General features: G+C 41.4%; 16 protein-coding genes. 14 read left to right on the top strand and 2 right to left on the bottom strand.

The window, feature by feature from the left end:
- The first annotated feature begins 14 nt into the window (after positions 1-14).
- The 11 genes from BO18_RS29385 (at position 15) to BO18_RS29335 (ending at position 11,625) form a co-directional block, all read left to right on the top strand.
- Positions 15-536 (top strand): NADH-quinone oxidoreductase subunit I, encoded by a 522-nt coding sequence (locus BO18_RS29385; RefSeq protein WP_051689296.1) that lies wholly within the window; start codon positions 15-17, stop codon positions 534-536.
- A 30-nt stretch (positions 537-566) separates the two neighbouring features.
- The gene (gene hypF, locus BO18_RS29380; protein ID WP_034452262.1) at positions 567-3,041 is read left to right on the top strand and encodes a carbamoyltransferase HypF; all 2,475 of its coding nucleotides are present in this window, start codon (positions 567-569) and stop codon (positions 3,039-3,041) included.
- 98 nt (positions 3,042-3,139) lie between these two features.
- Positions 3,140-3,358 (top strand): HypC/HybG/HupF family hydrogenase formation chaperone, encoded by a 219-nt coding sequence (locus BO18_RS29375; RefSeq protein ID WP_034452259.1) that lies wholly within the window; start codon positions 3,140-3,142, stop codon positions 3,356-3,358.
- Positions 3,358-4,401: a hydrogenase formation protein HypD gene (gene hypD, locus BO18_RS29370; RefSeq protein ID WP_081861330.1), complete on the top strand. Its 1,044-nt coding sequence runs from the start codon at positions 3,358-3,360 to the stop codon at positions 4,399-4,401. Before BO18_RS29375 ends, hypD begins: the two co-directional genes overlap by 1 nt.
- A 26-nt stretch (positions 4,402-4,427) precedes the next feature.
- Positions 4,428-5,438, top strand: a complete 1,011-nt coding sequence (hypE, locus tag BO18_RS29365) for a hydrogenase expression/formation protein HypE (RefSeq protein WP_034452257.1) — start codon at positions 4,428-4,430, stop codon at positions 5,436-5,438.
- 52 nt (positions 5,439-5,490) lie between these two features.
- Positions 5,491-6,366, top strand: a complete 876-nt coding sequence (locus BO18_RS29360) for an adaptor protein MecA (protein WP_034452255.1) — start codon at positions 5,491-5,493, stop codon at positions 6,364-6,366.
- Positions 6,367-6,444: 78 nt separating this feature from the next.
- On the top strand, positions 6,445-7,152 hold the full coding sequence (locus BO18_RS29355) for a pseudouridine synthase (RefSeq protein ID WP_034452253.1): 708 nt from the start codon (positions 6,445-6,447) through the stop codon (positions 7,150-7,152).
- A gap of 23 nt (positions 7,153-7,175) precedes the next feature.
- Entirely contained in the window at positions 7,176-9,197 is a 2,022-nt protein-coding gene (ligA, locus tag BO18_RS29350; protein WP_051689295.1) for an NAD-dependent DNA ligase LigA, read from the top strand.
- A gap of 39 nt (positions 9,198-9,236) precedes the next feature.
- Positions 9,237-10,202 (top strand): homoserine O-acetyltransferase MetA, encoded by a 966-nt coding sequence (gene metA, locus BO18_RS29345; RefSeq protein WP_034452251.1) that lies wholly within the window; start codon positions 9,237-9,239, stop codon positions 10,200-10,202.
- Between the two features lie 38 nt (positions 10,203-10,240).
- The gene (locus tag BO18_RS29340; protein ID WP_242856623.1) at positions 10,241-11,077 is read left to right on the top strand and encodes a polysaccharide deacetylase family protein; all 837 of its coding nucleotides are present in this window, start codon (positions 10,241-10,243) and stop codon (positions 11,075-11,077) included.
- A 65-nt stretch (positions 11,078-11,142) separates the two neighbouring features.
- Positions 11,143-11,625: a hypothetical protein gene (locus BO18_RS29335; RefSeq protein WP_034452249.1), complete on the top strand. Its 483-nt coding sequence runs from the start codon at positions 11,143-11,145 to the stop codon at positions 11,623-11,625.
- A gap of 65 nt (positions 11,626-11,690) precedes the next feature.
- Here the strand turns inward: BO18_RS29335 and BO18_RS29330 are convergent, their stop codons facing one another.
- Positions 11,691-15,944: a 2-hydroxyacyl-CoA dehydratase gene (locus BO18_RS29330; RefSeq protein ID WP_034452247.1), complete on the bottom strand. Its 4,254-nt coding sequence runs from the start codon at positions 15,942-15,944 to the stop codon at positions 11,691-11,693.
- 99 nt (positions 15,945-16,043) lie between these two features.
- Between BO18_RS29330 and BO18_RS29325 the strand changes: the two genes are divergently transcribed.
- Genes BO18_RS29325 through BO18_RS29315 form a run of 3 tightly spaced genes read left to right on the top strand, consistent with a single transcriptional unit; the run spans position 16,044 to position 18,114 of the window.
- A complete protein-coding gene (locus tag BO18_RS29325; RefSeq protein WP_034452244.1) occupies positions 16,044-16,931 on the top strand; it encodes a hypothetical protein in 888 nt (295 codons plus the stop codon).
- Positions 16,932-16,939: 8 nt separating this feature from the next.
- Complete coding sequence (locus BO18_RS29320; RefSeq protein WP_034452242.1) at positions 16,940-17,701, top strand: hypothetical protein; 762 nt, start codon at positions 16,940-16,942, stop codon at positions 17,699-17,701.
- Complete coding sequence (locus tag BO18_RS29315; RefSeq protein ID WP_034452240.1) at positions 17,698-18,114, top strand: hypothetical protein; 417 nt, start codon at positions 17,698-17,700, stop codon at positions 18,112-18,114. The genes BO18_RS29320 and BO18_RS29315 overlap by 4 nt, the downstream gene beginning before the upstream one ends.
- Before the next feature lie 76 nt (positions 18,115-18,190).
- Here the strand turns inward: BO18_RS29315 and rpmB are convergent, their stop codons facing one another.
- Positions 18,191-18,376, bottom strand: a complete 186-nt coding sequence (gene rpmB / locus BO18_RS29310; protein ID WP_034452238.1) for a 50S ribosomal protein L28 — start codon at positions 18,374-18,376, stop codon at positions 18,191-18,193.
- Positions 18,377-18,572: the final 196 nt, after the last annotated feature.

The raw sequence follows: 18,572 nt of genomic DNA, 5'->3' as shown, positions 1-18,572 counted from the left end.
GGAGGGAGAGAGGAATGGCTATCGTAAGCTTTAAAAACACAGTAATTCATAACCTTTTATCAAAACCCAAGACAAGAAAGGTTGAGAAGGAGTATCCACAGGGTACAAGAGGTCACGTTGAAAATGATATGGATCTTTGCATTCTGTGTGGTCTTTGCTCTATAAAGTGTCCTACACACGCTATCACTGTAGACAAGGCTGAAAAGACCTGGTCCATCAGACCTATGAGCTGCATCCAGTGCAGATGTTGTGTAGATAACTGTCCTAAGAAGTCACTTTCTATGGGACTTAGATTCCAGGAGCCAGGTTCTGAGAAGGTTACAAAGACCTTTAAGCAGTCTGAGAAGGCTATCGCTGCTCAGGAAGCACTCATGAAGGCAGCTAAGGAGCGTGCAGCTGCAGCAGCCGCTGCAAAGGCAGCTCAGGCAGCTCAGGGTGGCGCAGCTCCAGCAGCAAATGCAGGAGCACCTGCAGCTAATCCTGCACCAGCAGCAAATGTACAGCCTGAAGCACAGAAGGCACCTGAAGAGAAATAATTCAACAGACCATTTTGGCATAATATTGGCATGACAAAACGAATAGTAGTAAAAGGGGCGGTACAGGGTATAGGTTATCGCCCCTTTATTTCTGAAAAGGCAACTGAATATGGACTTTCAGGCTATGTGAAGAATTGCGGAGCATCTGTTGAGATTTTGGTTTCTGGTGCAGAGATGGACGTAGATTCTTTTATTGCCATGCTATCCAAAGAGGTTCCTGCTGGTGGCTTCATCCTTTCTGTTGAGGCCAGTGAAGTTGATAAGGACGCTTTGGCAGCTCTTAACCCCAAAGATGATGGCTTGTATTTTGGTACAGACGATAGTTTTGTGATCATAGAGAGCAGCCAGCTGGATCTGTCATCGGAGCTTCCGGTATTCCTTCCGGATATCGGGATTTGCGATGACTGCATGTCTGAGATGCTGGATACTTCAAACAGACGCTTTAGATATCCTCTGATAAGCTGCGCTGTCTGTGGGCCACGTATGAGTATTCTGAACAGGCTCCCTTATGACAGGGATACTACTACCATGGAAGATTTTTGCATGTGCCCATCCTGTCAGAAGGACTACGGTATTGGACGCAGGAAATATGCCCAGACCATTTCCTGCCACGACTGCGGCCCTCAGATGATATTAAAGGTTCGAAAGAGTGCGACATTTGAATCTGGCGAGAAATCTGTCCAGAAGGCCATTGAACTTCTTCGTGATGGTAAGATAATTGGCCTTAAGGGAATTTCTGGGTATCAGCTTGTCTGCAGACCCGAAGCAGAAATAGCATCACGGCTTCGAAAGGTTAAAGGTCGTGAGAATAAGCCTTTTGCCCTTATGTTCTCTACGGTGGAGGACATCAGAAAATATGCCTTTGTATCAGAACTTGAAGAAAAGCTTTTGAAATCCTCTGCAAGGCCAATTGTATTAGTTCGCGCCAATAATGAAATCATCTTCCCTGAAGAGGTTCTGAAAGGAAGCCTATATATTGGTGCTTTTCTTCCTTCAGCAGGAATTCACAGACTTCTGACGGATGAACTTGGTCCCTTGATCGTTACCAGCGCCAATAAGTCTGATGAACCTATGATCATCAATGACGAAAAGTTTCTTTCCGTGTTTATGCCTGATTCAGGAAAACAATCCGATGATGGCATAGCTGATACAAGTGTAGATGCAGTTCTTTATCATAAGCGTCGCATCAACATGGCACAGGATGATTCAGTCATGTTTGTTATAAATGTTGACGGCAGGGAAACTTCCCAATTTATTAGGCGTGCCAGAGGCTTTACACCACTTCCTGTTATTGTTGATCCAACTTCTGATAACAACGATCTATCATCAACTTCATATTCTGATAGAGTGTTATCTGATGAACATAAAATTGGAATTTTGGCTTTAGGTGGAGATCTCAAAAGTTCTTTTGCCTTTGGAAAGGGCGATAGAATCATCCCGTCCCAATACATTGGTGACTTGAAGGACTATGAAGTCAATAGAAGCTATGGAAAGCTTTTAAATGATTATCAGCGTATATTTGAATTTAAGCCTGAGGTTATAATAAGCGATCTCCATCCCTTGTATATGTCCACGAAGATGGGAAAAGAGCTTTCGAATAAGGAGGATATACCTCTTCTGGAACTTCAGCATCACTTTGCCCATATTTACTCTGTAATGGCTGAAAACAGTCTGACAGAATGCATTGGAGTATCCTTCGATGGAACAGGTTTTGGGCTTGATGGGAATATTTGGGGCGGCGAATTTGTTTATTGCAAAGGCTCCAAAGCAGAAAGGATCCTTCATCTTTCCTATGCTAAGCTTGCAGGAGGAGATGAGGCACCAAAGAATGCTGGAAATGTGGCACTTTGCTACATCCATGAGGCAAAGAAACGTGGGCTGATAAGTCCGGATGCTTTTGATAATGTCTGTGAGTCCAAAGTTCATATAAAGGACATGACTCATGTATCAAACTCTGATTCCAAACTATTGCTAGCAGCCCTTGATAATAACATAAACACCTTTGAAACCTCCAGCATGGGAAGGCTATTTGACGCTGTTTCTGCACTTCTTGGAATATGTAGTTACAACAGCTATGAAGGCGAATGCGCTATAATGCTTGAGAAAGAAGCTCTTTTATTTAAAGGGGAAGACTATCCCAAGTTTACCTTCTCTATAAAAGATGATGAAGCTGATCAGATAGCTCTTTTTGCTGAAATATATAAATGCCTTCAGGAAGGGAACTACAGTAAGCGAGCTATTGCTTACGGCTTCCATATGGCTATTAAAGATTTGATAACAAAAGCTTCTGCTTTATTATATCGAAAATTTAGCGACACGGATTCTGCATCTGTTGATATGGCTGTGTGTCTCTCGGGTGGAGTATTTAATAACAGGCTTCTTCTTACAAGAGCAATAAAAGCCTTAAAAGATGAAGGCTTTGAAGTCTGCTGGAACCAGAAGGTTCCCCTTGGAGATGGTGGAATATCAACAGGTCAGGCATATTATGGCTTGCTAAATTCATGAAAACGATCTAGTATTACAAGATCGTCATAAGTTTTTTATGTAATCAAAGGTAATATAAAGTGTAATTCCGGCTTGACCGGTTCTGTTAGGAGAACAATATGTGCGTAGCAATACCAGGAAAAGTAATAGCCCTTGAGGGCACAAAGGCCACTGTAGATTTTAGTGGCAACATAGTTCACGCTGAGGCTGGACTTGTTAATGTTAAGGTTGGAGATAAGGTCCTTGTTCATGCCGGCTGCATCATTCAGACAATGGATGATAAGATGGCTGACGAGATGGAAGAACTTTTTAAAGAGATAGAGGATATTACTGCATAATGGCTATGGATCTGGATAGGATAATAGATGAACTAAAAAACTATGATGGTCCTGAAGTGCGAATTATGGAAGTGTGCGGTACCCATACAGCGGCTATTTCAGAAAATGGTATTCCATCCATGCTTTCACCTAAGATCAAACTCATATCAGGTCCGGGCTGTCCGGTTTGTGTTACAGTTACTGCTGTGATAGACAAACTGGTAGAGCTTTCCATGGCTGAGAATACCTGTGTTCTTACCTTTGGTGATCTTATTAGGGTAAAGGGAACTACTAAATCCCTTGCTGATGCTAAGGCTGATGGTGCTCATGTTCAGATGGTTTACTCCCCAATGGAGACCATTACCAGGGCAAAAGAAAACCCGGATATAACCTACGTTTTTGCGGCAATAGGATTTGAAACAACAACGCCTGTTTATGCTCTTGTCGTAGAGAAAGCCATAGAAGAAAACATTAAGAATTTAAAGCTCTTAACGTCCCTTAAGACTATGCCTGAAGTCATCAGATGGGTAGTTAATAACGGAGGCGGAATAGATGGTTTTATAGCCCCCGGCCACGTTTCAGCAGTTACAGGTGGCAACTTATTCAAAGAGCTTTCAAAGGAGCTTGGTATTCCTTTTGTAGTATCAGGCTTTGAGGGAAGACAGCTTCTTTTAACTGTATATGCTCTTTTGAAGATGAAAGGAAACCCCGGATATAAAAATCTTTACCCGGATGTTGTTACTGATGAAGGTAATCTTAAGGCAAAGGAAGCAGTAGACAAGTACTTTGAACCCTCTGATTCGTCCTGGCGTGGTATGGGCAAGATCAAGGGCTCTGGCATGATCCTTCGCAAGGAGTATAAGCAGTTTGATGCCGGAAGTTATGGCCTCGATGAAGACCATATGCCAAAGGGCTGTAGCTGTGACAAAGTTTTAGTTGGAAAGATAAGCCCCAAGGAGTGCCCATTATTTGGAAAGAGCTGTACTCCGGATAACGCACATGGTGCTTGCATGGTCTCCACCGAAGGCAGCTGTTATAACTACTTCATTTCGGGAAGAAAATAAGAAATAGATATTAACGAGGATATAAAATGAAAATAACCATGGCTCATGGAAGTGGCGGAGAGTCCACCTCTAAGCTGATTGAAAGTGTATTTGCAAAACATTTTAAGAACCAGTTCCTTGATAAACTGGAGGATTCTGCAGTAGTTCCTGGAAACGGAAGACTGGCTGTAACCACCGATAGCTTTGTGGTTACTCCTATTGAGTTTCCTGGAGGAGATATAGGAAGATTGTCTATATGTGGAACAGTGAACGATCTTCTTATGAGCGGCGCAAAGCCTATGTACTTAACCTGTGGATGTATTCTTGAGGAAGGACTTGATATTGAGGTTCTGGACAGAGTTATAGCATCTATGGCCAAGACAGCTAAAGAAGCAGGCGTCGTAATCATTACCGGTGATACTAAGGTTATTGAGAATAAAGGTGGTACACCCGGCCTTATAATAAATACTTCAGGAGTAGGATTCATTAGTGAGGATTTGGATGTTCCCGGTCCATTAAAGCTTCAGGACGGCGATAAGATAGTCCTTTCAGGTAATCTTGGAGACCATCATGCAGCTATCCTTGGCACAAGAATGGGTATTGAAAGCAACATTGTGTCCGACGACGCACCATTAGTTGAAATGGTACAAAAACTCCTGGATAACAACATAAGAGTTCATGCCATGAGAGATGTAACAAGAGGCGGACTTGGAACAGTCTTAAATGAATTTGCTTCTGCTTCTCAGTGCAGCATTGAACTTAATGAAGATGAACTTCCGGTTTCTCCTGCTGTCAAAGATTTTTGCGGAATCCTGGGCCTTGACCCTATGTACATGGGAAACGAGGGAAAGATGGTATTATCTGTACATCCTGATGACGCAGATGAAGCTCTTTTGCTCATAAGACAGTCAAAATACGGCGAGAATGCAGCAATCGTTGGCGAGGTTAAAAAGAATCAGGAAAGCGCTGATAATATTAATGTAACCGTCAGGACTAAAATCGGCGGAAAACGCGTGGTTGGGCTAATGTACGGTGAAGGTCTTCCAAGAATCTGTTAGGTGTGCTAAAATACGTTACAGACGTTTTTGGAGATTTCAAAAAGGTAATAATATGGAATTTAAAAGAATAAATAAAGATACAGTAACATGCATCATAACTGAAGACGATATGGATGAGCAGGGAATCAAGCTTGAGGACCTGTTTGAGAAGAAGAAGGAAGCCATGGATTTTCTTCATGAGGTCATGAAGAAGGCTGAGGAAGAGGTTGATTACAAGCCAACCGGTAGCTTTATGCCACTTCAGATCACAGTTCTTCCTGATCATTCAATTTCGCTTACTTTGACTGAGAATGCCTCAGCTTCTTTTGGTGAGATCCTTAAGAATCTTACTGAAAAGGCCGGAATCACAATTCCTAAGAGTGTTCTTGAGGACATTGGTGATTCAGTTGATGAAGAGAGGCTCAATCGTCTAAACGAGTATCTGAAGAACCTTAAGCAGTTCACCAGCCAGGTTAAGAACATTATTGGCGAGAACGGACTGGATGAATCTAAGGATACAGATTCTGAGAAAATTTCTGTCAATAATAATGCTACAGTAGGTAGCACCAAGAACAAGGCTGACAAGATATCAACCGGAGCTTCCAAGTCTGCAAAGAGTTCTGATAAAGATCTTCAAAGGCTTAAGTTCCATGAATATATCTTTAAATTTGACGACCTTAAGACTGTGATCGACTTCAGCGCAAAGGTTCCGAGGGATATCGATATCAGCAGTTCCCTTTACAAGGATCCTGTTTCAGGAGATTATTTCCTGGATCTTGTCAGGAATGATGTGGAGCCTAAGGTATTTGCTTCACTTTTCACCATGGCGTATGAATTTGGACATTTTGAGGCCAGCAACCTGCATGTTATTGCACACATTAAGGAGAGCTATAACTGCATAATAGAAGGAAATGCAGTAAAAGAAATGTCTTCACTTTCTAATATGTGATATGATAAGTGACAGGAACGGTCCAGCAACGAGCCGTTCCTGATTTTTTATGTAATAGCATAGATTATTCGAGGATTTATGAGACTTAATAAATTTATTGCTTCTAGCGGGGTTTGTTCCAGAAGGGAAGCAGATAAGTTAATAGAGTCCGGTCGGGTCACTGTAAATGGTGCTATTCCTACTGCCGGGGCTGATGTTTCTGAGAAAGACACAGTTCTTTTAGATGGAAAAGAGCTAAAGGCTAAGGAAAGTTTCACCTACCTTGCTTACTATAAGCCCATTGGTGTCACCTGTACCGAAAAGGATGCCCATGCTAAAAGAACTGTCATAGAGGATTTGGGCCTTGATAAAAGAGTTACTTATGCCGGGCGTCTTGATAAGGACTCAGAAGGGCTTCTGATCATGACTGACGACGGAAACCTTATCCAGGCAATGATGAAGGGCTCCAAAAGACATGAGAAGGAATATGAGGTCACAGTTGACCGTGAGATTTCCGGCGAATTTCTAAATAAGATGTCTAACGGAGTGTACCTTCCGGAACTTGATAAGACCACCAGAGGTTGTCAGGTGAAAAAGACCGGAAAAAGCTCTTTTAACATAATTCTGACCCAGGGCCTTAACAGGCAGATAAGGCGTATGACAAAGGAGTGCGGAGCTAACGTCATTTCCTTGAAGCGTATCAGGGTCATGAATATTAAGCTTTCAGAATATGACCTTAAGCCTGGGCAGTACAGGCCTATAAGTGAAAAGGACCTTTCAAAGCTCCTTAAGGACTGCGGATTATAAAATAATTGTTGGGGGATTTTAATATGGCAAATGCTGATATAAGAGCTGAGTATGATGCTCTCTGTAAGGAGATAAAGCATCATATGGATTTATATTACAATCAGGATACACCTGAGATTTCTGACTATGAGTACGACCAGCTGATGCAACGGCTTAAAACTATTGAAAAGGAGAATCCATCCTTTGTCACAAAGGACTCTCCAAGCCAGATAGTTGGCGGAGTAGCGAAGCGCGAGGCTGGTGTCAAGGTTACTCATAACGTTCCCATGCTTTCAATTGAAGATGTGTTTAATAAAGATGATGTGACACAGTGGGTTAATAAGGTACATTCCATGCACCCGGGAGCTGTCTTTAGCGTTGAGCAGAAGATTGACGGACTCAGCCTTTCTCTTCGCTATAACAGAGATGAAAAGGACGGAAAGCTCCATCTGACTCTTGCAGAAACAAGAGGGGACGGTCTTATTGGCGAGGATGTTACAGCCAATGCACTGGTGATTCCTGATGTTCAAAAGGCACTTAACCTTCCTTATGAATATCTGGAGCTTCGCGGCGAAGTTTACATGTCTCACGATGATTTTGAGGCATTTAATGAAGAGCAGGAGAAGCAGGGAAAAAAGACTGCTGCCAACCCAAGAAACTTAGCTGCAGGTACTTTACGCCAGCTTGATCCTGAGATCACTAAAAGGCGTGGCCTTAAAATGTTTGTATTTAACGTTCAGGATGGGCCACAGGAGCTACGAGAATCTCACGTAAAAGCAATGGATATTTTGACTGATGCAGGCGTTAAGACAGTTTTCCATAAGGCCTGTTCATCGGCACAGGAAGTGGTAGATGCCATAGATGCAATCGGCGAAATGAGGGATGGACTGGACTTTGATCTTGACGGTGCAGTTATCAAGGTTGATAACACCTTGTGGAGAGAGGATTTTCCAGCTGGTTCCAAGTATTCAAGTGGGCATATAGCGTACAAGTATCCTCCTGAGGAGCGAGTTGTTGTAATGGATGAGATACTGGTGGATGTAGGAAGGACCGGTAAGCTCACCTTTACAGGAAGCTTCCATGACAGAGAGACCGGAAAACCTGCCAGGCTTTGTGGGACCAGTGTATCAAGGGCAACTCTTCACAATCAGGATTACATTACTGAAATGAAGGTGGGAATCGGCGGTGAATACAAGCTATTTAAGTCAGGAGAGATCATTCCTAAGCTTAATGGCTGCGTAAAAGAGCCGGAGACTATATTTAAGGCTCCTACAGAATGCCCTGTTTGTGGTGGACATCTTATTAGAGAAGCAGATACAGCTGATATAAGGTGCATAAATCCCACATGTCCTGCACAGGTTACAAGAACAATTGCCTATTTTACTTCAAGAGATGCCATGAATATCATGGGTCTTGGTGATACACTTGTAGAAGCACTTGTAAAAGAGGGATATCTTAACAATTATTCTGATATTTATCATCTCAAAGACCACAGGGATGAGCTCATCGAAAAGGGAATTATTGGTAAAGAGAAGAACACTGATAAACTACTTGGAGAAATAGAAAAATCCAAAGAAAATGACCCTGTAAGGCTTCTTACAGGTCTTGCCATAAGAAACGTAGGAAAGTCCACAGCAAGGGAGATCATGAAGCATTTTGAGGATCTTATGGATCTTACTAAGGTTACCAAAGATGGCTTTTTGCAGATTCCGGATATTGGCGAAACCACGGCTGATGATCTTTATGAATTTTTCCATGATGAGAGGAACCTTTCTATCCTTAATGAAATGAACAGCCTTGGCCTTAATATGAAGGCTGTAAAGGATGAAGGCGCTTCTGATAAACTTTCTGGAATGACCATTGTTGTAACCGGTACACTTCCTACTCTTGGAAGGAAGGAAGCAGAGGAGCTTATCGTAAAAAATGGAGGAAAAGCTTCCGGATCAGTATCGAAGAAAACTTCTCTGGTCCTTGCTGGAGAAGCTGCCGGCAGCAAACTGACCAAGGCAAATGAGCTTGGAATCAAGGTTATAGATGAAGCACAGTTCCTATCTATGATACAATGAGGAATGTATTATCAAATAAACTAAGGAGAATTAAACAAAATGCCCATCAAAGTACAAAATGACTTACCGGTAAGAGACACACTCGAAAAAGAAAATATATTTGTAGTTGATGAGAACAGGGCCATGCATCAGGATATCCGTTCACTTCAGATCTGTATCCTTAATCTGATGCCACTTAAGGAAGACACAGAGCTTCAGCTCCTTAGATCCATGTCAAATACACCTCTTCAGATTGATGTATCCTTTATGCAGATGAGTACTCATCATCATGCAAATACATCACCTAACCATCTGATGAGATTTTATAACACCTTTGATGAACTTAAGGATAACACCTACGACGGACTTATCATTACCGGTGCACCTGTTGAGCAGATGCCTTTCACAGAGGTTGATTACTGGGATGAACTTTGCAGAGTTTTTGAGTGGTCCAAGACTAATGTAACATCTACCTTTCATATCTGCTGGGGAGCCCAGGCCGGCATCTATTATCATTACGGAATAGACAAGGAGCCCCTTGCGGAAAAGAGATTTGGAATCTATCAGCATCGTGTAATGAACCGTAAAGTTCCGCTTGTCAGAGGCTTTGATGATGTTTTCCAGATGCCTCATTCAAGACACACAGAAACACCTGCAGATAAGATCCATGCCTGTGAAGATCTGGTAGTTTTGGCAGAGTCGGAGATAGCAGGAGTATTCCTTTGCATGAATAAATCTGGTTCTCAGATATTTGCAATGGGACATGCCGAGTATGACAGACTTACTTTGGATGAGGAATACAAAAGAGATCTTAGTAAGGGTCTGCCAATACAGCCTCCAATCAATTATTACCCTGATAATAATCCAGACAACAAACCTGATCTTGTCTGGAGAGGACATGCAAACAACCTTTATTCTAACTGGCTGAACTACTATGTATATCAGAACACACCATACAAGTGGGGACAGATCCTCGATGAAGAAAAGAGGCAGATGGCTTCACACGGTCTGACACATAAGGCCTGACATTAAATGTTTATCATTCTGGGATCAGAAGGTGAATTATGGCAGAAAAAAGAAAAATGCGTAACATATATATAGCTTTTCCTGAAGGAAAACATAAGGTTCTTACTCTTAGCTATGACGATGGAAAAATGCCTGATAAAAGGCTTTTGGACATACTTAATGAATATGGTATCAAAGGCACCTTTAACATAAACTATGGACTTGAGAATAATCCTTTCACATATCCTTATGAGGAAAGGATTCCCATGTCAAAGATAAAAGAGCTATATAAAGGACATGAAATTGCTTCCCATTCCTTTACACATCCTACAATTGCCCGTTGCCCCAAGGAACAGATGGCTATGCAGATCCTTGAGGACAGAAGAGGATTGGAGGAAGTGGTTGGATATCCGGTAAGAGGTTTTGCTTACCCCAACGGCTCTTTTTCAGATGATGTTGTAGATGCTCTGAAGTCGTGTGGAATGGCTTATGCAAGGACTATCCGTTCAACACATTCATTTGATCTTCCTACAGATCCCTTTAGATGGGATCCTACCTGTCATCATACTGAGTCCTGTCTTGAAGATCTGTGTGATGGATTTGTTGATTTCTATAAAACCCAGTACCTGAAGTGCTTTTATGTATGGGGCCATAGTTATGAATTTGAGAAAGAGAATAACTGGGATATAATCGAAAATTTTTCTAAAAAGATTGGAAATAAATCTGATATCTGGTACGCAACAAACATCGAAATAATTGATTATCTCGATGCCTACAATCGCGTACAGGTTTCTGTTAACGGGGATTTTGCTTATAATCCAAACGCATGCAGCATATGGATCGAGGTGGATAAAAAGTCTATAGAGCTTAAATCGGGGCAGATTACTGAGTTGTAATTTTCATTTAAATAAGTTAAAATATTATTGTTAGGACGTTAATTTTTCTGATAAGGAGAACTCGTATGCCTCTTAATATGGAAAACGAAGACGTTAATGTAAACTCTTCCGAGCTTAAGAAAAAACCTACCAAGAAAACCAAGGAGATGCTTGACGAGAACGCTAAGCAGATCGAGGAATTACATGAGCAGCAAAGAGTCCTTACAGATGAACTTGCCGGTCTTGAAAAAGAAGAAGCTTCTCTTGGAGATAAATCTGCCCTTAAGATGAAGGTTACTCACAAGAAATTTGGTGAAGGAACAATCATAAAGCAGGACGGCAAATATATTGAGGTTAAGTTCGCTGATGTAACAAAGAAGTTTGTTCTTCCTGGATGCATTGCGGATAAGTATCTTGAGGTTGAGGATGAGAGCATTCTCGACTATTACATCAAGTGCAATGAGATCCATGAAAAGAAAATGTCCACAGAGCTTAAGATCAAATCTGCTACTTATGCGATTCAGAGACATGAGGATGCTATTGACAGACTTAAAGCAAAGCTCAAATAAATAGTTTCCAGATGAATTATAAAGGGAATGTCATTTATCTTGACATTCCCTTTTTTGATGCATTATTACATTGCTTTTTTCTCAAGATCATCAACCTTTTTCTGGGCTGTAGAGAGCATGAGTTTAATTCTGTTAAGCTGGTTAACCTCTGATGCACCTGGATCGTAGTCGATGGCCACAATATTGCAACCAGGGTACATGTGGCGCATCTGCTTGATAACACCCTTTCCAACAACGTGGTTTGGAAGGCATCCAAAAGGCTGTGTGCAGACGATATTGGTAGCACCTTCTTTAATAAGTTCTACCATTTCTCCTGTAAGGAACCAGCCCTCACCGGTCTGATTACCTATAGATACTATAGGCTCAGCATATTTAACCAGTTCATAGATACTTGTTGGAGGATCAAAGTGTACACTCTTTGTAAATGCCTTAGTAGCTGCACCACGAAGTCTTTCGATTCCCCAGATTGCGCCTCTCATAAGAAGAGCAGTCTTTTTGGAGGTACCAAGCTCAGCTGCCTTGTAGATTTGGTTGTAGAAGCAGTAGAGCATGAAGTCCATAAGATCAGGAACAACAGCCTCTGCACCTTCTGCTTCAAGAAGCTCTACCAGATGGTTGTTGGCTGCAGGAGCAAACTTTACAAGGATCTCGCCTACAACACCAACTCTTGGCTTAACAATATTCAAAAGCTCAATCTTATCAAAGTCTTCTATGATCTCACGGCAGATTTTCTGGAACTTAATAAAGCTCATATGCTTAGCTGTGACAAATTCTTTTGTGACTTCAAGCCATTTTTTGTGACAGGCATCAACAGATCCTTTTACAGCTTCATAAGGGCGCATTCTGTAGACACATCTCATGAAGATATCACCGAATATAGCACCATAAGCAGCTCTCATGAACATCTCGGCATTGATGTGGAAACCGGGATTAGCTTCCAGTTTGGAGAGGTTAAGTGATACAACAGGGATCTGCTCCATACCGGCCTTTTTAAGGGCTCTTCTGATAAATCCGACATAGTTAGTGGCTCTGCATCCGCCTCCGGTCTGGGACATGATAACAGCAGTCTTGTTAAGGTCGTATTTTCCTGAGTGGAGCTCATCCATAATCTGACCTACAACCCAAAGAGAAGGATAGCAGGCGTCATTATTTACGTACTTAAGTCCCATGTCAATTGCATGTCTGTTATCATTTTGCATTACTACAAAATTGTAACCACAGGCAGCAAAGGCAGGTTCTAAGATATCAAAATGTATAGGTGACATCTGAGGGCAAAGAAGAGTATAGTTCTTTCTCATTTCCTCAGTGAAAAGTACTCTGTTATTAGCAGTGGAACGGATGGTCCTTGGCTGGTTTTTCTGCTTGCGGACACGAATTGCTGCAAGAAGTGAACGAACTCTGATCCTTGCACTTCCAAGGCTGTTTACTTCATCAATCTTAAGGCAGGTATAAATCTTGTCAGAACCTGACAGGATATCATTAACCTGGTCTGTTGTTACAGCATCAAGACCACATCCAAAGGAATTAAGCTGAATAAGATCAAGATCATCCCTTTCTCTTACAAAGCTTGCTGCTGCATAAAGTCTAGAATGATACATCCACTGGTCAGAAACTATAAGTGGACGCTCTGGCTTACCAAGATGAGAAACAGAATCCTCAGTCAGTACAGCAACTCCATAGGAGCAGATCATATCAGGGATTCCATGGTTGATCTCAGGATCAACGTGGTATGGTCTTCCGGCAAGAACAATTCCATGTCTGCCGTTTTCCTCCATCCACTTAAGGGTTTCTTCACCCTTTTGCTGTACATCTTTTCTGGCAACAGCCATTTCTTCCCAGCCATCCTTAGCTGCAGCGATGACTTCTTCTGCAGGGATCTCTGAAAACTCTTTTACCAGAGCATCAGTCACAGTGTCGATATTAGTGAAAGCCATGAAAGGATTTCTAAGCTTCACTTTTCCGTCTGTAATAGACTCAACATTGTTTTTGATATTCTCTGAATAAGAAGTAACAATTGGGCAGTTGTAGTGGTTGGTTGCACCTTCAACTTCCTGGCGCTCATAGAAAAGGCCTGGATAGAAGATGAAATCTACCTTCTGTCTTATAAGCCATTCAACATGACCGTGGGAGATCTTAGCTGGGTAACACTCAGATTCGCTGGGGATGGATTCAATACCAAGCTCGTAGATCTGATGTGTTGATCTTGGTGAAAGAACAACCTTATAGCCAAGCTTTGTAAAGAATGTAAACCAGAAAGGGTAGTTCTCATAGAAATTAAGTACCCTAGGAATACCAACAGTTCCCCTGGTTGCCTTGTCAGCTTCTAAAGGCTCATAGCCAAAGATTCTCTTGTATTTATAGTCAAAGAGGTTAGGGATATTGTCAGCATTTTTAACCTTACCGATACCTCTTTCGCATCTGTTACCTGAAATATGCTGACGACCACCGGTAAACTTGTTGATGGTAAGTCTGCAGTGGTTTGTACAACCCTGACAGGTTGTCATGCTGGTTGAGTACTGAAGAGAATTGATCTGGTCGATAGACAGCATAGTTGTCTTGTAATCCTTAGTCTCTTCAAATCGCTCCCTGGCAATGAGAGCCGCACCAAATGCGCCCATGATACCAGCAATGTCAGGTCTTATAGCTTCAGCACCTGAGATGATCTCAAAGGCCTTGAGAACTGCATCATTATAGAAGGTACCACCCTGAACAACAATGTGCTCTCCAAGATCCTTGGCATCAGATACCTTGATAACCTTAAAGAGTGCATTCTTGATTACAGAATATGCAAGACCTGAGGATATATCAGCTACATCAGCGCCTTCCTTCTGGGCCTGCTTAACTCTTGAATTCATAAATACAGTACATCTGGTACCAAGGTCTACAGGAGACTTAGCATAGAGAGCAACCTTGGCAAAGTCCTGAACAGAATAGTCAAGAGACTTGGCAAAGGTCTCAATAAAGGATCCGCAGCCTGAAGAACATGCTTCATTAAGCTGAACGGAATCAACGGAATTATTTTTGATGTGAATGCACTTCATATCCTGACCACCAATATCAAGGATACAGTCAACCTTAGGGTCAAAGAATGCAGCAGCATTGTAGTGGGCAATGGTCTCAACCTCTCCATCATCAAGAAGGAGAGCAGACTTAAGAAGAGCTTCGCCATAACCTGTAGAGCAGCTTCTTGCAATACGAACGCCCTTTGGCATCAATTTATAGATCTCCTGGATAGAGGAGATTGCTGTCTTAAGTGGTGAACCATTATTGCTTGAATAGAAGGAGTAGAGAAGATCACCGTCTTCGCTGATGAGGGCACATTTTGTTGTAGTAGATCCTGCATCGATTCCAAGGAAGGCATTTCCTACATAATCATCAAGCTTACGGGTTTTTATTCTGTATTTATCCTGACGAGCCTTAAAGGATTTATATTCATCCTCGCTCTTAAACAGTGGATCAAGACGTGAAACCTCAGCCTCCATTACAATCTTTCCAGAGAGCTTATCAACCATCTCGTTCATGGAGTAGGAAGTCTCTTCGCTGGCATTAAGAGCTGAACCGATAGCTGCAAAAAGATGTGAGTTATCAAGTTCAATGGTGTGTTCCTCGTCCAGCTTCAGGGTTCTTATAAATGCAACCTTAAGCTGATCCAGGAAGTGAAGAGGACCACCAAGGAAAGCTACATGCCCACGGATTGGCTTACCACAGGCAAGTCCTGAAATTGTCTGGTTTACTACAGCCTGGAATATGGATGCAGAAAGATCTTCCTTAGTGGCACCCTCATTGATAAGTGGCTGAATATCAGACTTGGCAAATACTCCGCATCTTGCAGCAATTGTATATAAAGAATTGTAGTTTTTAGCATACTCATTAAGACCTGTTGCATCTGTCTGCAAAAGAGATGCCATCTGGTCTATAAATGATCCTGTACCACCGGCACAGATTCCGTTCATTCGCTGCTCAACATTGCCATCTTCAAAGTAGATGATCTTGGCATCTTCACCTCCAAGCTCGATCGCAACATCAGTCTTTGGTGCAAGAGCTTTAAGTGAAGTAGAAACAGCAACAACCTCCTGAACAAATGGAACTTCCAGGTGCTTAGCAAGTGTAAGTCCGCCGGAACCTGTTATAACTGGATGAAGAGTTATGTTTCCACACTTTTCTTTTGCCTCAGAAAGGAGCTCTGCTAAAGTCTCCTGAATATTAGCAAAATGTCTTTTATAATCAGAAAAAACGATAGACTTTTCCTTATCTAAAAGAGCAATCTTAACGGTTGTGGAACCAATATCAATTCCTAATGTGTAATCCTTGGAAATCATGTAAATACCTCATTTTCTTCTAATTAAATGTTGCAGAAGACAATCTCTATGATTATAATTCAGTAGTAATGAAAAATCAATTATAAGGAAAACGAACATATGAGTAATTTTATGAATGAAATGGAAAGAAAATTCGGCAAATATGCCGTTCCTAATCTGACTTTCTACATCATAGGACTTTTTATTACAGGATATCTGCTTCAGCTAATGTCGCTGACAGGTCTTAATTTAACCCAGTACCTTACACTTGATCCCTACAGGATACTTCATGGCGCTCAGATTTGGCGTCTTTTTTCCTGGGTTCTTATCCCGCCTGCAAGACTTAGTATCTTTACAATAATCACTTTGTTTTTCTATTTCTTCATTGGTACTACCATGGAGAGGACAATTGGAACCTTCAGGTACAACGTATTTATTTTTGGTGGATTTCTGCTTATGATCCTGGCTGCTTTTGCGACCTATGGAGTCTACTTTTTGGTACTTGGCGGAAATGTTCAGATGCTGGAAGTTTTGATGGCAAGCCTTTCGAGGGTATTCTATACTTATTACCTTCAGGAAGCAGTATTTCTTATTTTTGCCATCTGTTACCCAGACATGCAGATCCTTTTGTATTTCATCATTCCTGTAAAGGTGAAGTACATTGGAATTTTCTACGCAGCATTCCTTGGATTCCAGGCTGTATACGATGGAATTATCGGTGGAAATTATGCTGTACTATTTGCAATTCTTTTCCAGTTTATTAACGTAGTTCTTTTCTATCTTCAGACAGGAAAGCTTAATCACTTAAAGCCTCATGAGGCAAAGAGAAGAGAGACCTATAAGCAAAGCGTTAAGATGACACCAAGAGGAATAACAAGACATAAATGCGCTGTCTGCGGAAGATCCGAAGAGGATGATCCAAATCTTGAGTTCAGATTCTGTTCAAAGTGTAATGGTAACTATGAGTACTGCCAGGATCATCTGTTCACACATCAGCACGTTAAATAAGGAGTTATATGGGAAACTTAGATAATAAAGAAAAAGAGTTTGCTGAAATTTTAAAGCTTGTAACAAGAACTGCAAGAGAGAACAGAAATGTCATCTCTAAAGAGCAGGTTGAGCTTGCATTTTCAGAACTGGAGCTGGATGAAAACCAGCTGAATATGGTCTTTGACTATCTTTCAAAGCACAATATCGGCATTGATGAAGCAGTTGATACAACTGAAAACCTCACAGAGGAAGAGACCAACTATTTAAATGATTACCTTGAGAGCCTCGAAGGTCTTCATAATCTTTCTGATGGCGAGAAGGAAGCAGTTTCTATGGCTGCAATTGCAGGAGATAAGGAGGCCCAGGCCAAGCTTATCGAGAATTACCTTCCACTTGTGGTTGACGTTGCCAGAATGTATTCTGAGCAGGGTGTTTTTCTTGAGGATCTTATTGGCGAAGGGAATGTAGCGCTGACTAAGGGCGTAACTATGCTTGATGCTGTCGGAGAACCTTCAGAGGTTGAAGGATTTCTTTATAAGCTTATGCTTGATGCCATGGAGCGCATAATAGAAGAGAATCTTGCTGAAGATACCGGAATGCAGAAGGTTCTTTCTCTTGTTAACGAGGTGGCTGATAAGGCAAAAGAGCTGTCAGAGGACCTCAGGCGCAAGGTGACAGTGGAAGAGCTTATGGAAGAGACTGGCTGGGATGAAGAGAAAATAAGGTCTGCGATCAAGTTTTCCGGTGACAATATTGAAGACCTGGACAGCGGAAAAGAAGATAAATGAGAAATATAGTTAACGAAGACGATTTTAAGTACTACATGCAGGATATAGAAAGGCACTACTTCGGTGGCAGGTACAACTACCTGGAACTTTTGGACAATGAAATGGTTCCTTTTAAATTTAAGTCCATCATCACCAAGTATCTGAAGGAACAGGTTGGACTTGAAACCACACTGGAGAGCCACATCTATTACCTGGAAAAAGATACTTTTGACTACGAGATATATAAGCAGCTAAGATGCAGGGTAAGAGTATCGCAGTACAAAGATCCTAATAAAAGAGATAAAGGTTTCAAGGAAAAGCTATATTCAATAACAGAATTTGTAAGTATTCCAAAAGAAGAAAAGGAAGAGATGGGAATAATAGTGAGAGAGCTTGTTATTTCAAAGCTTGCACTATTTGGCTTTTCTGTTTGATATTTCTTTTGAAAAAGAGCACAAAAAAATCACCCGGCATAACCGAGTGATTTTTATTTTGTACTTAATTAAATTATCAAGCTCTTTCAACTTTGTTGGATCTAAGGCAGCTTGAGCATACGTGCATTCTCTTAGTAGCGCCGTTAACCTTAACTGCTACGTGCTGAACGTTTGACTTCCAAACTCTGTTAGATCTTCTATGAGAATGGCTTACGTTGTTTCCGAAATGAACGCCCTTGCCACAAATTTCACATTTAGCCATTTTGACACCTCCTTATAAGCCATGTTATCAATTCTAATAGCAAATTACTGCGGGAAATTTCCGCAACATTGATATATTAGCAAAAAACAAATCATATTGCAAGTGGAATATGAAAAAATTCCTTTATTTTTTAGAAGACACCGATTATAATACTATATGTATGCAAAAAAGAAGGCGTATGTAACTATAAGGAGGA

It is taken from the genome of Butyrivibrio sp. AE2032 (genome assembly GCF_000702965.1).
The sequence above is the reverse complement of the archived record's forward strand: the minus strand, read 5'-3'. Positions and strand labels throughout refer to the sequence as shown.

Coding starts and splice junctions, on each gene's coding strand:
- BO18_RS29385 (WP_051689296.1), top strand. CDS start 15: ATGGCTATCGTAAGCTTTAAAAACACAGTAATTCATAACCTTTTATCA.
- hypF (WP_034452262.1), top strand. CDS start 567: ATGACAAAACGAATAGTAGTAAAAGGGGCGGTACAGGGTATAGGTTAT.
- BO18_RS29375 (WP_034452259.1), top strand. CDS start 3,140: ATGTGCGTAGCAATACCAGGAAAAGTAATAGCCCTTGAGGGCACAAAG.
- hypD (WP_081861330.1), top strand. CDS start 3,358: ATGGCTATGGATCTGGATAGGATAATAGATGAACTAAAAAACTATGAT.
- hypE (WP_034452257.1), top strand. CDS start 4,428: ATGAAAATAACCATGGCTCATGGAAGTGGCGGAGAGTCCACCTCTAAG.
- BO18_RS29360 (WP_034452255.1), top strand. CDS start 5,491: ATGGAATTTAAAAGAATAAATAAAGATACAGTAACATGCATCATAACT.
- BO18_RS29355 (WP_034452253.1), top strand. CDS start 6,445: ATGAGACTTAATAAATTTATTGCTTCTAGCGGGGTTTGTTCCAGAAGG.
- ligA (WP_051689295.1), top strand. CDS start 7,176: ATGGCAAATGCTGATATAAGAGCTGAGTATGATGCTCTCTGTAAGGAG.
- metA (WP_034452251.1), top strand. CDS start 9,237: ATGCCCATCAAAGTACAAAATGACTTACCGGTAAGAGACACACTCGAA.
- BO18_RS29340 (WP_242856623.1), top strand. CDS start 10,241: ATGGCAGAAAAAAGAAAAATGCGTAACATATATATAGCTTTTCCTGAA.
- BO18_RS29335 (WP_034452249.1), top strand. CDS start 11,143: ATGCCTCTTAATATGGAAAACGAAGACGTTAATGTAAACTCTTCCGAG.
- BO18_RS29330 (WP_034452247.1), bottom strand. CDS start 15,944: ATGATTTCCAAGGATTACACATTAGGAATTGATATTGGTTCCACAACC.
- BO18_RS29325 (WP_034452244.1), top strand. CDS start 16,044: ATGAGTAATTTTATGAATGAAATGGAAAGAAAATTCGGCAAATATGCC.
- BO18_RS29320 (WP_034452242.1), top strand. CDS start 16,940: ATGGGAAACTTAGATAATAAAGAAAAAGAGTTTGCTGAAATTTTAAAG.
- BO18_RS29315 (WP_034452240.1), top strand. CDS start 17,698: ATGAGAAATATAGTTAACGAAGACGATTTTAAGTACTACATGCAGGAT.
- rpmB (WP_034452238.1), bottom strand. CDS start 18,376: ATGGCTAAATGTGAAATTTGTGGCAAGGGCGTTCATTTCGGAAACAAC.